Genomic DNA, 14832 nt, shown 5'->3' with positions numbered 1-14832 from the left:
GGGCCTCCGGGCACCGGGCGGGAGGGCACCGGCCGCGTCAAAGCAGATCATAGCCTGGCTGGCACTGCCGTTGCCGCCTATTTCTCGGTGAACTTCAGCTCGATCCGCCGGTTCTGCGACCGCGCTTCGGGCGTGCCGGCCGGGTTCACCGGCTGGAATTCGCCAAACCCGTTAGCCGAAAGCCGGCCCGGCGGCACGCCAAGCTGTTCTACCATGTAGCGCACCACCGACAGCGCCCGGCCCTGGCTCAGCTCCCAATTGTCGGCAAACTTCGGATGTGCCACCAGCGGCTGGTCGTCGGTATGGCCGTCGACCCGGATCACCCAGTCGATCTCCGGCGGGATTGCCGCGGCCACGCTCTGCAGGATACGCGCCACCTTGGCAATCTCCCGGCGGCCCGCCGCCGACAAGGTGGCGCTGCCTGGGGAAAACAGCACTTCCGAAGCAAAGACAAAACGGTCGCCCTGAATGCGCACGCCCTCCTGGTTGCCCAAGAGATCCCGCAGGCGGCCGAAGAATTCCGAGCGGTAGCGTTCCAGATCCTGCGCCCGGCCTGCCAGCCGTTCAGCTTCGGCTTCCAGGCGCTTGCGCTCCTGCTCCTCGAGAAGGCGGCGCTTGCGCTCTTCCGAGGCAGCGCGGGCCAGCGCCGCGTTCAAGTCCTGGCCCAGGTTCTGCAACTGCACCTGCTGCGCCGCATCGCGATCCGCATAGTCGTTAAGAATGGCTTGCAGTCCGCCCAGCTGATCCCGCAGCGCCGCCACCTGCTGGTTGAGCAGCGCGGTTTCCCGCCGGGCCTCCTCCGACAGCGTTTTTTCCTGCGCCAGCGTCTCGCGCGCCTTGGCAAGAAGTGCCGCGCGCTCATCGGCCCGGCTTTGCTGCCGGGCGGCGGCGGTCTCGGCTTCTTCCTGAGCCCCAAGTGCGGCTGTCAGGCGCCGGCGCAGCACGTCGAGCTCGCCCGCGTCCGCCTCGGCAGCCGCCTCTGCGGCGGCAAGCGCCGCCTGGGTCCGGGCCAGTTCTGCGGCCAGCTCATCCGCTTTGGCATCAGATCCGGCACGGGCAGCTTCCAGTTCGCTCAACTGCGCGTCGAGCTGTTTCTTTGCGGCCTCCGCAGCCGCGAGCAGGGTGAGCGTATCCTCCGCCTCCTGCCGCTGCACCTCCAGCGCCAGGGTCATCGCGGTCAGCTCCGCGTCGGCGTTTTCCAGCTTCTCCCGCAGGGCTTCCGCCGCGGCAGCCTCGGCCAGGCGGGCGGTCTCTTCCGCGCTTAGCTGCTCCTCGAGGCTTGCGATCTCGCCAGCGCGGGCATCGCCCTCGGATTCCAGCTGCGCTACCAGCGCTTCCAACGCCTCGCGCCGGGCGGCGGCCAGGCGGGCGGCCTCGGCCTGGGCGTCAACCTCGCTGCGGGCCTGGGCCAGCGCGAGGTTCAATGCCTCCTGCTCGCTCATCAGCTCCGCCTGCGCCGTCTCCAGCGCCTCCCGCTCCGCGCTCAGGTCCGAGATTTTTGCCCGCGCCGCATCGCGGCTGGAGATGAGCGCCGCAACCTCGGCCTCGAAGCGGGTGATGCGGCTCTCCGCGGCTTCCAGTTCGGCCGCCTGCGCATCGCGCTCCGCGGTCAGCCCGGCGATCCGGTTGCGGGCCTGCTCCAAGTCTGTCTGCGTGGTGTTCAGCGTGGCAGTCAGCGCCCCCAGCCGGGCCTGCAATTGGCGGTTTGCCCGTTCCTCCAGTCCCAGCGCCTGAGCCAGGGCGCTGACCTCGGCTGAGAGGCTGTCGAGTTCGCTTTCTTGCCCCGTTATGGTTTCGCGCAGCACAAATTGCACCACCATGAAGATGGTCAGCACGAACATCAGCACCAGCAAGAGCCCGGTCATCGCATCGACAAAGCCCGGCCAGATCGAGGCTTGGAACCGCTGTCCGGTGCGACGCGACAGGGCCATGGCTTATTCCCCTATGTCCATGCCGCGGCGGGAGCCCGTATCGCGCGCGCCCGCACGCCCCAGCCCGCGCGGGTGGGCAAAAGCCTTGACGAGGAGGTCGATATCCTTGCGCAGCTCGGCCAGGCTTTCCTGGCGCCCGGCCGAGATTTCCTCGAGGATGCGCAGCATCTGCACGTCGATCGAGCGCAGCCGCATGCGGCTCTCGGCGTCGATGCCGCCCTGCTCGCCATGCGCCCGCATCAGCTCGGTCAGCGCCTCCTGCCCGACCGCGACGCGGTCCAGCGCGGCGGCGATGGTGCCGGTCTGCTCCTGTCGCCGGTTCATCTCGCCGATGGTCTCTACCAGCTCGGTCAGGCGGCGGTCCACCGCGGCACGGCCCTCGGAGGTTTCCGCAAACATCGCCTGCAGCGCGTCCATCTGCTCCGCCATCGTGTCGAGCACCTGCGATACCACGGTGCTGTCGCCCGCGCCATCCTCGCCCGAGGAGAAGCTCACCCGCGTGATAGAGGAAAGCCACTCCTCCAGCTCGCGGTAGAAACGGTTCTGCCCGTGGCCTGCGAACAGCTCCAGAAGGCCGACGATCAGCGAGCCCGCGAGGCCAAGGAGCGAGGAAGCGAAGGCTACGCCCATGCCGCCCAGCTGCGCTTCGAGCCCGGTCATCAGCCGGTTAAAGACCGAAAGCCCCTCTTCGCCCTCCTGCGGCGCCAGGCTGCGGATAGTGTCGACCACCGCCGGAACCGTGGTGGCCAGGCCATAGAACGTGCCCAGAAGGCCGAGGAAGATCAGCAGGTTGACGATATAGCGGGTGATCTCCCGGTCTTCGTCAATGCGGCTTGCCACCGAATCCAAAATTGAGCGGGTGGAGGCCGATCCCAGCTGCATCCGCGCCCCGCGCGTTCCCAGGAGCGACGCCAGCGGCGCCAGCATCGAGGGCGGGCGGCGGTCCTCCATCCCCTCGCCTGCGGCAAAGCGCTCGATCCAGCGTACCGAGCCGATCAGCTGCACAACCTGCCAGAAACAGGCAAGCACCCCGATCACGAAGACAAAGACGATGAAGCCGTTGAGCCAGGGGTTGGCCTCGAACACCGGCAGTACCCGCGGCAGCGCGACAAAAGCGCCGAAGCCCGATAGGCCCAATGCAATCAGCATCATGATGATCTGCCGCACCGGCTGGGAAAACTGCGGCCGCACCTTGCGGACTGGCTGCGCCATATTCTCGGGCTCCTGACGGATGACTGCTCTTTTAAGGGTGCAGCCTATAGGCAAAGTGTCAAATGCGCCAAGGCATTATCCGGTGATCTCACGCACCCGGCCAGCCAGCCAGTCGAGATCGCGGTCATGCAGGCCGATCTCGGCCAGATGCTCGGCGGTGTTGTAGAGGTATTCGGTGTTGGGCCCGCGCCCGCCCACCGCATGGGCGATGATCCGGGCCTGTTCCTCCAGGCTCATGCCGCCGCAATACTGCACGTGGTGCGGGTCGATCACGTAGGTGACCGCGGTGACGAAGCTGCCATCCGCCAGCTCCACTTCCAGGTCGCGCTCCAGATAGGCGGAGGAGACCAGCTCACGCTCGCGCAGTTCCGCCAGCGTCTGCTCTTCGTGGCCCCGCTCCACCGCCAGCGCCAGCCCCTTGCAATGCGCGCCCTTGGTTTCGTTTAACGCCAGCACCAGCCCCGGCTGTTCCTCGGTGCCGCGGTGGTGGATCGAGCTCATGCAAAAGGAACGCGCATAGCCGTGCAGCACCGCTGTTTCGCGCCGCGCCACGGGAAAGCCCGGGTTCCACAACAAGGATCCGTATCCGAATACCCACATGGTCATGCTGTCTGGCCCTTTTGTTTGCGGCTCTGTAAACAGCAATTCGGTGCCGGACAAAAGAGGCTGTGTCGACATGCGCCTGGTAAAGTGGGTGCTTGCTGCCCTTCTTCTGTGGAGTCTCTACTGGACGGCGGCCGCCTGGGGGGTGCGTCAGGGGATCACCGGCTGGTTTGCCGATCGGGCGAGCCAAGGCTGGCAGGCCGAATTTGCGGGGATGGAGACCGCGGGATACCCGCTGCGCCACGAACTCCGGCTGCTGAACCCCGCGCTCGCCGATCCCGGTACTGGCGCTGCCTGGCAGGCGGAGTGGCTGCAACTGGATAGCCCCGCGATCTGGCCCGGATACCAGCGCCTGCGCTTTCCGGCCACTCCGCAGCGCCTATCCTATTTCGACCAGACCGTGGAGATCGCCGCAGACGGGCTTACCGCCTCATTGCGGCTGGCCCCGGGCGCCGCGCTCACGCTCGAGGAAATGGCGCTGGAGGCTGCGGAATGGGAAATCCGCCAGCACGGCACCGTGGTCCTGGGCGGCAGCGCGCTGCAGGCAGGGATGGCGCAGACAGAGACGCAAGATACCTACCGGATTACCGTTGAAGCGGCGGATTTTGCGCCCCGGGCCGCGTGGCGACGGCGGCTGGCCGCGGCCTCGGATCTGCCGCCGGCGTTTGATACGCTGGCGCTCGATATGGACGTTACTTTCGATACCCCTTGGGACCGGGCCGCGCTGGAGCAGCGCCGGCCGCAGCCGCGCGAAATCGCGCTGAAGCTGGCGGATGCGCGCTGGGGCGAACTGCGGATCAAGGCCACGGGCACACTAACGGTGGACGGGACCGGCCTGCCCGAAGGCAGCCTGGCACTGCAAGCGGAGGAGTGGCGCGGGCTGCTTGCCATGGCGGAACGCGCAGGCAGCCTGCCGCCCGCTATGCGCACGCCGCTGGAGCGGGTGCTGAGCCTCTTTGCAGGCACCGGCGGCAATCCGGAGACGCTGGACATCACCCTCAATTTCGCGGACGGCATGACCCGGCTGGGGCCACTGCCGCTGGGCCCCGCGCCACGGATCATCCTGCGCTGAGGCCGAAGCGGCGCTTCCCGCAGAACGCGGCCCGGCGCATCGCTGGAATGGGTGCCCTGGGGCCGCTTCTGAGGCAGCAAGCCCGCTCAGCGGCAGTAAGGCCCGCGGCGGTGGCGCGCGGCATCCAAGTGGAAATGGTCGCGGTGGTAGCGGTCGGCCTCCGGCCCCAGCACGGTGCCGAAGGGGCCGCAAGCGGCCTTCCAGATCTTCTTCAGCCGCCTGCGGGTGCGCCATTTTTGCCAGCCGTCAAGCACGGTGATGGTCTGCCCGTCCTCCAGCGTGAAGGCGGAGATGTCGATGGCTTGGCCGCGCCCGTGTTCCGACAGCTTCGCGCCGGGCCGGTTGTTGCGGGTGCGGCAGGCGTAGTGCGCCGCCACCTGCATCGAAACCACCTTGTTGCGCCGCCCGAAGCCCTTGACCACCCGGCGTTTCACCCAGGTGTTCAGCGCCTTGGCGGTGCGGCAGGTCATCAGCGCCTCGCGGCTGAGCCGTACGCCTGCAACCTCATGCACCCGCACCGCATCGCGGATGCCGCAGCCCGGCAGGCTGCCCGCGATATCGCCCGCCGGACGGCCGCGGATCGTGCGGTCACCGCAAACCGATCCCTTGCCCGCCAGCAGCCGCTTGAACAGAACCTCCTGCGGCTCCGGCAGCAAGGATGCGGCCGCCGGAGGCTCGGGGATGGATGCCGCGGCGCGGACCACCTGCGGCGATTGGGGCGCGCCGGATATAGCCGGGCTGGCGGCCAACGCCAGCAGCAGCCCCCAGGCGCCCCGCAGCCTCACTTTTTGCTGCCCCGGCCGAAGTCCGGTGCAGACGTGTCCTGGCCCGCCTCGATGATGCCGCGGCGGATGGCACGGGTGCGGGTGAAGTAAGCGTGCAGATGCTCGCCGTCGCCGGTGCGGATCGCGCGCTGCAGGGCAAAGAGCTCCTCGGTAAAGCGGCCGAGGATTTCCAGCGTCGCGTCCTTGTTAGTAAGGAACACGTCGCGCCACATGGTCGGGTCCGAGGCGGCGATCCGGGTGAAATCGCGGAAGCCCGCGGCGGAATACTTGATCACTTCCTGGTCAGTCACCCGCCGCATGTCGTCGGCCACGCCCACCATCGTGTAGGCGATGAGGTGCGGCGCATGGCTGGTCACCGCCAGCACCAGGTCGTGGTGGTCAGCGTCCATCTCGTCGACATGCGCGCCCATCCCCTCCCAGAGCGCGCGCAGCTTCGCCACGGCCTCCGGATCGCTGCCCTCGACCGGCACCAGGAGGCTCCAGCGGTTGTCGAACAGCTCGGCAAAGCCGGATTCCGGGCCGGAATGCTCGGTGCCCGCAAGCGGATGGGCGGGAACGAAATGCACGCCTTCGGGGATATGCGGCGCGACCGCATCGATCACATGCCGCTTGACCGAGCCCACGTCCGAAACCGTCGCGCCCGGCTTCAGCACCGGCGCGATCTCCTCCATCACCGCGCCCATCGCGCCCACCGGCACGCAAAGCACCACCAGGTCGGCGCCCTCGGCGGCCTCGGCCGCGCTGTCGCAGACCCGGTCGCACAGGCCGATGCGGCGGGCGGTATCGCGGGTCGCTTCGCTGCGGGCATAGCCCGTGACCTCGCCCGCCAGCCCCGCGCGCTTCATCGCCCAGAACATCGAAGACGCGATCAGGCCCAGGCCGATCAGGGCGACGCGGTTGTAGACCTGCCGGTTTTCCAGGCTGCTCATGCTTGCTCCTTGAAGCTGGTGAGGGCCTCGAGGACCCGGCTATTGTCCTCGGGCCGCCCGACGGTAATGCGCAGGCACTGCGGCAGCTTGTAGCTCTTAGGGTGGCGCACGATGATGCCCTGCTCTTTCAGAAAGGCATCCGCCGCGGCTGCCTCCGCCTCATCGGCAAAACGGGCGAGGACGAAATTGGCGGCACTGTCGTCGCAGGCAATGCCAAGCTGGCGCAGCGCACCGGTGAGGCGGCTGCGCTCCTCTGCGTTGATGCGCAGGCAGTCTGCTACCCAGTCCGTGTCCGCGAGTGCTGCCTCGGCGCCGGCCAGGGCCGCACCGGACAGGTTGAACGGGCCGCGGATGCGGTTCAGCACTTCGATCACTTCGCTGGCGCCATAACCCCAGCCGACACGCAGCCCGCCCAGCCCGTAGAGTTTCGAAAACGTGCGGGTGATGAAGACGTTGGCGCGTGTCTCCGCCAGCGCTTGGCCTCCGTCATAGCCTTCGGCAAATTCGACATAGGCGCCGTCCAGCACCAGCAGGCAATCAGCGGGCAGGCAATCGGCCAGCCGCACGACCTCGGCAAGGGGCAAGAGGGTGCCCGAGGGGTTCGCCGGGTTGGCGATAAACACCAGCCGTGTCGCCGGAGTGACCGCGGCGAGGATCGCGTCCACATCTACCAAGCGGTCGCGTTCGGCCACCTCGACCGGCAGGGCGCCGGCCGCAAGCGCGGAAATGCGGTACATGGCAAAGCCGTGCTCGGTGTATATCACCTCGCTGCCGGGGCCGGCATAGGCCTGGCACAGGAAATGGATGATCTCATCCGATCCGACCCCGCAGATCACCCGCTCGCCGTCCAGCCCGCTGGCTGCGGCAATGGCCGCGCGCAGGCTGGCGTGATCGGTGCTGGGATAGCGGTGCATCGCGGCCAATTCGGCCGCGGCCGCCGCCACCGCCTTAGGGCTGGGGCCGAACGGGTTTTCGTTGGAACTGAGCTTCAGCGGCTCGGCATGACCCGCCAGCTTGCTCTGGCCGCCCTGGTAGAGGGCGATGTCCATGATACCGGGCTGCGGCGTAAGTTTGGTCATGTTTACGGGCTCCTTCGCGTCCTGCCCGTCATAACGGCCAAGGCGCCCGTGGGGAAGCGGCAAGATGGCGCTCCCCCAGGGTGTTTCCCCGGCGCCTCAGGCCGCGCGGGAGCGGAAGCGGGCAGTGGCCGGGTCGGCCTCGTAATACGCGGTGAGCTCGCCTGCGCGGCGGGCCAGATCGCTCACGCTTTCGATCACATGGGCCACCGTCTCCTCGCGCATCAGGTAGGAGAAGTTGAGCCGTACCCAGCCGGGTTTGCGCATCTCCTGCCCTGCCTTCAGATCGGTAAAAAGCGCCTCGGACTCCGCCTCGCCGATGCCCAAAAGCCGGTGTGCGTAAGGGCCTGCGCAGGCGCAGCCGCCGCGGGCCTGGATGCCATGGACGTCGCTCAGCATGCGGGTGAAGAGCTGCTGATGAACCGGATTGCCCGCGCTGTCACGCACCAGGAAGGAGAAGATCGGCAGACGCGGCGCGTTCCGATCCCCCAGCAGGGTCAGATGCGGGTCGTTCCTCCAGCCTTCCCACGCCATCTGCGCGAAGCGCGCCTCCCGCGCTTCGATCTGTTCCTGGCCCACGGCCTCTTTCACCAGGAAAGCGAGGGCTGCGCGGATGTCGCCGATCACATTGGGGGTGCCTGCTTCCTCGCGCGTGGCGAGGTCGGCGCTGTACTCATGCCGCCAGGGCGAGACGAAGCTCACGGTGCCGCCGCCCGGCCAAGAGGGGCACTGCCTGCGCACCGCGTCCTGGTTCACGATGAGCACGCCCGAGGCGCCGGGTCCGCCGGGGAACTTGTGCGGCGAGACCACCACCGCGTCCTTGCGCGCAGCACCGTTCGCGCCCATGTCGATCGGCAGGTAGGGGCCGCCGCCGGCATAATCCCAGACCGCCAGCGCGCCATGGGCGTGCAGCAGGCGGCTGACCGGATCGGGATCGGTGAGGATGCCGGTCACGTTGGAGGCGGCGGAGAAGCTGCCGATCTTCAGATCGCTGTCCGCGTGCTCCTGCAAGGCTTGCTCCAACGCCGCGAGGTCGATACCGCCGCCCGCGGCTTCGGGGATCTCTACCACCTTCGCACGGCTCTCGCGCCAGGGCAGGATGTTGGAGTGATGCTCGTAAGGGCCGGTAAAGACGACAGGAGTCCCGGCTTCATTCACGCCGAAGAGGCTCACCAGCCGGTTCAGCCCGGCGGTGGCGCCAGCGCCCGCAAAGATCACCGCATCCTGCGCCGCTGCCCCGGTGAGCCGGGCGATCTCAGCCCGCGCGGCGCGGCGCAGGCGGGTCATGTGGGCGCCGCAGTAGGACGCCTCGGTATGGGAGTTGGCGTAGAACGGCAGCACTTCGGCGTCGATGAAGTCCTCCACCTGGCGCAGCGCCCGGCCCGAGGCGACGTAATCGGCATAGACCAGCGGCACGTCGCCGAAGAGGCCGGGGATCATCACGCCGTCCCCGATCACGCCGCGGGCCAGACTGCCATCTGCCGCGGCTTCTGCGATGCTGTGTTTGAATGCGGTCAGAGCCATTTGTGCCTCCGGTTTGCGCCTTGGTGTTGCTGGACGCCATTGTGAACGGAAACTGGCGCGGAAACGCACTCAATCTTTGAATGGATTTGGGCTGTCTTGTGTCATATGATCGCTGGATGGCACACAAGGCAGATCATATAGACCGCGCCATCCTGCGCGCCCTGCAGCAGGACGCTTCGCTCTCTCAGCGCGAGCTGGCCGAGACAGTGGGCCTGTCGCAGAACGCGTGCTGGAGACGGCTGAAGGCGCTGAACGCAAGCGGGTTGCTGCGCGGCTCGAAAGCGCGGATCGACCGCAAGCAGCTGGGGCTGGATCTCGTGGTCTTTGTACTGCTGCGCACAAGGCACCACTCGGCCGACTGGCTGCAGAAATTCCGCCGCCACGTGCTGACCATCCCCGAGGTGGTGGATTTCCACCGGATCGGCGGCGACTACGATTACCAGCTCAAGGTGGTAACGCAGGACATGGCGAGTTACGACCGGGTTTACCAGCGGCTGATCTCGGGCGTGGAGCTGGACAGCGTGACCTCCTATTTTGCGATGGAGGCCATTGCCGAGGAGCGGCCGCTGCCACTGTAGGGCGCGTGGGTGCTGCCGGGGGGGGGGCTGCCCCCGGCCCCGCGGGCCTATCCCGGGGTATTCTGTGTCAGATAGTGAGCCCGGGGCCGGACGGGTCTAGTGGCCGAAGGCAGCGTTTTTCATAAACGGCGGGCGCTTGCCCTCGGGCCCCATGCGCATGTGCAGGCAGGATGTGCCGAGGCGCTGAAAATAGAGGATATCGACCGGGTACCAGCCCGCCTGCGGCACCCGCACTTGGGTCAGGGGCGTGCTGTCGCAGGCCTGGCGGCCGTCGAAATGGCCAACCACTTGGCCGCCGACGCGGGCAAGAAGGCCGTCGTTGGTGAGGAAGTCGACGTTGTAGATGCCGGGCTTGTCGATCTTTACGTAGCCGGTGATATGCGCCACCACCCGCTGTGCCCGTTTCGAGGTCAGGGTGATATCGCCCTCATTGGTGTCGCGGTTGTCGAGACCGGCGATCGGGCGGCCGCGTTCGCTGCGGTACTTGAGCGCGGTGCGGGCCTGGGCCAGGTTCTTGACGTCCGCCGGGTAGGCGTAGCGCACGGCGAGGCCCGGCTTTACGCTGCCCGGCTGCGGATTGGCGGGTTGAAGGGTTGCCTGCGCCGTTGCCGCCGGTGCCGTCAGCATCGATGCGCCCAGTGCCAGGGCGGCTGCCATTCCAAAGATCCAACCTCTCATCGCCGTCTCTCCGTGATTGCCTGCCGGGGCGAAACTGCCGCGGGCCGCAGTCAGGATAGGAGGCCCCTGCCCCGCTTGGCAAGGGGCGGTGCGCGGCGGCTGCCGCGAGGTTTTGCACGTGAGGCCCGCACAAGAAAAAGGGCTGCCCGGAGGCAGCCCTTTCCGCCAGACGCCCTGAGGCGCGCGGCTTAGTTCTTGGCGTAAAATTCGACGACCAGGTTCGGCTCCATGATCACCGGGTACGGCACATCGCTCAGGCCGGGGGTGCGCACGAAGGTGGCCTTCAGCTTGGAGTGGTCGGCTTCGATGTAATCCGGCACGTCGCGCTCGGCCAGCTGGGTTGCTTCCAGAATGGCAACCATCTGCTTGGACTTGTCGCGGACCTCGATCACGTCGCCTTCCTTCACGCGGTAGGAGGGGATGTTCACGCGCTTGCCATTCACCAGCACGTGGCCGTGGTTGACGAACTGGCGGGCGGCGAAGACGGTCGGCACGAACTTGGCGCGGTAAACGACGGCGTCCAGGCGGCGCTCCAGCAGGCCGATCAGGTTTTCACCGGTGTCGCCCTTCACACGCTCGGCTTCGCCGTAGATGCGGCGGAACTGCTTTTCGGTCAGGTCGCCGTAGTAGCCCTTGAGCTTCTGCTTGGCGCGCAGCTGGATGCCGAAGTCGGACAGCTTGCCCTTGCGGCGCTGGCCGTGCTGGCCCGGGCCGTAGTCGCGGCGGTTGACCGGGGACTTCGGGCGGCCCCAGATGTTTTCGCCCATGCGGCGGTCGATCTTGTACTTGGCAGACGTGCGTTTGGTCACGGCTGATCTCCTTCTTTAGTGGCATTGCAGCTTTGTCCGAAAACCGGTTCCCGCTTTTCGGGCTGCAATCGCGTCTGCCACTGCGCCGTCGGCGTTCACCTGTTCCAGGAGACCTGCAACAATCGAAGGGCGTTGTCCTCTTGCTCCGCATCCAGGATCCGGGCATGACAGGCATCCCCTTGCGGGGGCCACCAACACCAATGAAGCCGCGCTTATATCGGGGTTCGGGGCGGAGTCAACAGGGGCCGAGCGGACGGGCTGAATTAATGCCGCTGCTCAAAGCTGCACCGGCCGGTCAGGGCAGCACCGCGCGGGCCTGCCGCAGGGCATCGGCCGAGTCGCGCACCACTTCGGCCACTTGCATCAGCTGCCGCCCCAGCGGGTTGGAGCGGCGCCAGATCATGCCGATGGTTCGGGCGGGCTGCGGTTCGGCGAAGCGGGCGACCGAGACGCGGGCCGAGCGGGTTTCCACCGGCACCGCCATCTCCGGGATCAGCGTCACCCCGATACCCGCGCCCACCATCTGCACCAGCGTCGACAGCGAACTGCCGTCCATCAGCTCACGCGGGGCGGCGGATTGCAGGTTGCAGAAGGACAGCGCCTGATCGCGGAAGCAGTGGCCCTCTTCCAGCAGCAGCAGACGCATCCGGCGCAAGCCGTCGCCATCCGGCACCGGCTGGCCCGCGTCCGCTTCGGGGCGCACGAAGACAAAGCTCTCGGAGAACAGGGCCACCTCCTCGAAGGCGGGCTCCGAGACCGGCAGTGCCACCACCGCCGTGTCCAGCCGCCCTTCGGCCAGCTCCTGCAGCAGCCTCGGAGTCACGCTCTCGCGCACCTGCAAATCCAGCCCTGCGTGCAGACCGGTCAGCCGCCCGGCGATGGCGGGCAGCAGGTAGGGCGCAACGGTCGGGATCACTCCCAGCCGCAGCCGCCCGGCCAGCCCTTCGCGCGAGGCCCGCGCCAGTTCCCCAAGCTCTTCGACCGAGCGCAGGATAGTGCGGGCGCGTTCGGCCAGCTCCTCCCCAAGCCGGGTCAGCCGCACCTGCCGGGCGCCGCGTTCGACGAGCTGCACGCCCAGGGTTTCCTCCAGCTCCTTGATCTGCACCGACAGTGCGGGCTGCGACACAGCGGAGGCCTCGGCGGCGCGGCCGAAGTGGCGGTGCCGGGCAAGCGACTCAAAGTAGCGAAGCTGGCGGAGGGTGAGATTCATCATAGGACTTCCCTATCACTCCGATCAGTAAATGCAACTTATGCCAATGACATTCCTTTGCTAGGCTCGATTCGACATCAGAACGGACCCGGCGCCTCTCCAAGGGGGCAGCGCCGGGCAGACTCAGCGGCCGGAGAGGAGCGGCCGCACCGCACCTCAGCACGACAGCCAAGATCGGAGACAGACATGGACGGAAACGACGCCGCAAACGCAGGCAAATGCCCGGTGATCCACGGCGCATCGGCGATTGGAGGCACCACCAACAAGGACTGGTGGCCGAACCTCCTCAACCTCAAGGTCCTGCACCAGCATGCGCCCGCGTCGAACCCGCTGGGCCAGGATTTCGACTATGCCGAGGCCTTCAAGTCGCTGGATCTGGAGGCGGTGAAGCAGGATCTCTATGCGCTGATGACCGACAGCCAGGACTGGTGGCCAGCGGATTACGGCCACTACGGGCCGCTGTTCATCCGGATGGCCTGGCACAGCGCGGGCACCTACCGGGTGGCCGACGGTCGCGGCGGCGGCGGGTCGGGCAGCCAGCGCTTTGCGCCGCTGAACTCCTGGCCGGATAACGGCAACCTCGACAAGGCGCGGCGCCTGCTGTGGCCGGTCAAGCGGAAATACGGCAACAAACTGTCCTGGGCGGACCTGATGATCCTCGCCGGCAACTGCGCCATCGAATCGATGGGCGGCAAGACCTTCGGCTTTGCCGGCGGGCGCGTCGATGTCTGGGAGCCGGAGGAGGACGTCTACTGGGGGTCGGAGACCGAGTGGCTCGCCACCAGCGACAAGCCCAACAGCCGCTACTCGGGCGAACGTGACCTCGCGAACCCGCTGGCCGCGGTGCAGATGGGCCTGATCTACGTGAACCCGGAAGGACCCGATGGCAACCCGGACCCGATTGCCTCGGGCAAGGACGTGCGGGAGACATTCGCCCGCATGGCAATGAACGACGAGGAAACCGTGGCGCTGGTTGCGGGCGGCCATACCTTCGGCAAGGCGCATGGCGCGGGCAGCCCGGATCTGGTGGGCGTGGAGCCCGAGGGCTCCGAGATGGAGCATATGGGACTGGGCTGGCTCAACACCCACGGCAAGGGCAACGGCGCCGACACCACCACCAGCGGCATCGAGGGCGCCTGGAAACCCAACCCGACCACCTGGGACATGGGCTATTTCGACGTGCTCTTCGGCTACGAGTGGAAGCTGGTGCAAAGCCCCGCGGGCGCGCATCAGTGGCAGGCGCAGGACGTGAGGCCGGAGCACATGGTGGTGGACGCCCACGATCCCAGTAAGAGGCATCCGCCGATGATGACCACCGCCGACATGTCGATGCGGATGGACCCGGTCTATGAGAGGATCGCGCGGGATTACCACGCCAACCCGGAGAAGTTTGCCGATGCCTTCGCCCGCGCCTGGTTCAAGCTGACCCACCGCGATATGGGGCCGAAATCGCGCTACCTCGGGCCCGAAGTGCCGCAGGAAGACCTGATCTGGCAAGACCCGGTGCCGCCGGTAGACCATCCGCTGATCGAGGCGTCGGATGTGGCGGAGCTGAAGAAGCAGATCCTTTCCACCGGGCTTTCTGTCCCGGACCTCGTCAAAGCAGCCTGGGCCTCGGCCTCCACCTACCGCGGCTCGGACATGCGCGGCGGGGCCAATGGCGCCCGCATCCGCCTCGCCCCGCAGAAAGACTGGGAGGCGAACGAGCCGGAGCAGCTCTCCAAGGTACTGAGCGCGCTGGAGCGGGTGCAGGACGGTTTCAACAGCGCCCAGTCCAGCGGCAAGAAGGTTTCGCTGGCGGACCTTATCGTGCTGGGCGGCAGCGCCGCCATCGAAGCCGCCGCGAGAGACGCGGGATTCCCGGCGGAGGTGCCGTTCACCCCGGGCCGCACCGATGCGAGCGCCGAATGGACCGATGCGGACTCCTTCGCGCCTCTGGAGCCGCTCGCCGACGGTTTTCGCAACTACCAGAAGCAGCCGCTGGAGGCCCCGGCGGAGGCGCTTCTGGTGGACAAGGCGCAGCTCCTCGGGCTCAGCGCTCCGGAGATGACCGTTCTGGTTGGCGGCCTGCGGGTACTGGGCACCAACCATGGCGGCAGCCGCCATGGGGTCTTCACTGACAAGCCCGGCACGCTGAGCACGGATTTCTTCCGTAATCTGATGGACATGAGCACGAAGTGGAAACCGGCCAGCGATGACGGCGTCTATGAAGGCCGTGATGTCAGCAGCGGTGAGCTGCGCTGGACCGCAACGCGGGCGGACCTGGTGTTCGGCTCCAACTCGCAGCTCAGGGCGCTGGCCGAAGTCTATGCCCAGGATGATTCACGCGAAACCTTCGTCAAAGAGTTCATCGCGGCCTGGGTAAAGGTGATGAACGCGGGCCGGTTCGACACGCACTGACCCCGCTGTTAGCGGCCCGTTGCTA

At 67.2% G+C, this 14832-nt stretch carries 13 protein-coding genes; 3 read left to right on the top strand and 10 right to left on the bottom strand.

Translation table 11 applies throughout. The features are described 5' to 3' along the window. Positions 1 to 77: 77 nt before the first annotated feature. The 3 genes from ACOHWE_RS09775 to ACOHWE_RS09765 all read right to left on the bottom strand — a co-directional run bounded on the left by ACOHWE_RS09775 (position 78) and on the right by ACOHWE_RS09765 (position 3749). Positions 78 to 1931 carry a peptidoglycan -binding protein gene (locus ACOHWE_RS09775; RefSeq protein WP_420666023.1) on the bottom strand — a complete coding sequence of 618 codons (1854 nt, stop codon included), beginning with the start codon at positions 1929 to 1931 and terminating at the stop codon, positions 78 to 80. 3 nt (positions 1932 to 1934) lie between these two features. After that, the gene (locus tag ACOHWE_RS09770) at positions 1935 to 3143 is read right to left on the bottom strand and encodes a biopolymer transporter ExbB (protein WP_420666021.1); all 1209 of its coding nucleotides are present in this window, start codon (positions 3141 to 3143) and stop codon (positions 1935 to 1937) included. A gap of 75 nt (positions 3144 to 3218) precedes the next feature. Continuing rightward, positions 3219 to 3749 carry a gamma-glutamylcyclotransferase gene (locus tag ACOHWE_RS09765; protein WP_420666019.1) on the bottom strand — a complete coding sequence of 177 codons (531 nt, stop codon included), beginning with the start codon at positions 3747 to 3749 and terminating at the stop codon, positions 3219 to 3221. A gap of 70 nt (positions 3750 to 3819) precedes the next feature. On the opposite strand from ACOHWE_RS09765, the gene ACOHWE_RS09760 reads away from it, so the two are divergent. Beyond that, on the top strand, positions 3820 to 4818 hold the full coding sequence (locus ACOHWE_RS09760) for a DUF2125 domain-containing protein (RefSeq protein WP_420666018.1): 999 nt from the start codon (positions 3820 to 3822) through the stop codon (positions 4816 to 4818). A gap of 86 nt (positions 4819 to 4904) precedes the next feature. Here ACOHWE_RS09760 and ACOHWE_RS09755 read toward each other — a convergent pair whose 3' ends face one another. From ACOHWE_RS09755 to ACOHWE_RS09740, 4 genes are all read right to left on the bottom strand, one after another. After that, positions 4905 to 5603 (bottom strand): extensin-like domain-containing protein, encoded by a 699-nt coding sequence (locus ACOHWE_RS09755; protein ID WP_420666016.1) that lies wholly within the window; start codon positions 5601 to 5603, stop codon positions 4905 to 4907. After that, positions 5600 to 6532: a prephenate/arogenate dehydrogenase family protein gene (locus ACOHWE_RS09750; protein ID WP_420666014.1), complete on the bottom strand. Its 933-nt coding sequence runs from the start codon at positions 6530 to 6532 to the stop codon at positions 5600 to 5602. Before ACOHWE_RS09750 ends, ACOHWE_RS09755 begins: the two co-directional genes overlap by 4 nt. Next, positions 6529 to 7611 carry a histidinol-phosphate transaminase gene (gene hisC / locus ACOHWE_RS09745; RefSeq protein WP_420666012.1) on the bottom strand — a complete coding sequence of 361 codons (1083 nt, stop codon included), beginning with the start codon at positions 7609 to 7611 and terminating at the stop codon, positions 6529 to 6531. Before hisC ends, ACOHWE_RS09750 begins: the two co-directional genes overlap by 4 nt. A gap of 96 nt (positions 7612 to 7707) precedes the next feature. Then, a complete protein-coding gene (locus ACOHWE_RS09740) occupies positions 7708 to 9132 on the bottom strand; it encodes an aminotransferase class V-fold PLP-dependent enzyme (protein WP_420666011.1) in 1425 nt (474 codons plus the stop codon). A 116-nt stretch (positions 9133 to 9248) separates the two neighbouring features. On the opposite strand from ACOHWE_RS09740, the gene ACOHWE_RS09735 reads away from it, so the two are divergent. After that, on the top strand, positions 9249 to 9710 hold the full coding sequence (locus ACOHWE_RS09735; protein WP_420666009.1) for an Lrp/AsnC family transcriptional regulator: 462 nt from the start codon (positions 9249 to 9251) through the stop codon (positions 9708 to 9710). Between the two features lie 96 nt (positions 9711 to 9806). Here the strand turns inward: ACOHWE_RS09735 and ACOHWE_RS09730 are convergent, their stop codons facing one another. The 3 genes from ACOHWE_RS09730 to ACOHWE_RS09720 all read right to left on the bottom strand — a co-directional run bounded on the left by ACOHWE_RS09730 (position 9807) and on the right by ACOHWE_RS09720 (position 12410). Continuing rightward, a complete protein-coding gene (locus tag ACOHWE_RS09730) occupies positions 9807 to 10388 on the bottom strand; it encodes a PA14 domain-containing protein (RefSeq protein WP_420666008.1) in 582 nt (193 codons plus the stop codon). A gap of 188 nt (positions 10389 to 10576) precedes the next feature. After that, entirely contained in the window at positions 10577 to 11197 is a 621-nt protein-coding gene (gene rpsD, locus ACOHWE_RS09725) for a 30S ribosomal protein S4 (RefSeq protein ID WP_420666007.1), read from the bottom strand. Positions 11198 to 11492: 295 nt separating this feature from the next. Further along, entirely contained in the window at positions 11493 to 12410 is a 918-nt protein-coding gene (locus tag ACOHWE_RS09720; protein ID WP_420666006.1) for a LysR substrate-binding domain-containing protein, read from the bottom strand. A 183-nt stretch (positions 12411 to 12593) separates the two neighbouring features. Between ACOHWE_RS09720 and katG the strand changes: the two genes are divergently transcribed. Then, a complete protein-coding gene (gene katG, locus ACOHWE_RS09715) occupies positions 12594 to 14807 on the top strand; it encodes a catalase/peroxidase HPI (RefSeq protein ID WP_420666004.1) in 2214 nt (737 codons plus the stop codon). The last annotated feature ends 25 nt before the right edge of the window (positions 14808 to 14832 follow it).

It is taken from the genome of Cribrihabitans neustonicus (assembly GCF_048820895.1).
GTDB classification, from domain to species: Bacteria; Pseudomonadota; Alphaproteobacteria; order Rhodobacterales; family Rhodobacteraceae; genus Cribrihabitans_A; species Cribrihabitans_A neustonicus.
The sequence above is the reverse complement of the archived record's forward strand: the minus strand, read 5'-3'. Positions and strand labels throughout refer to the sequence as shown.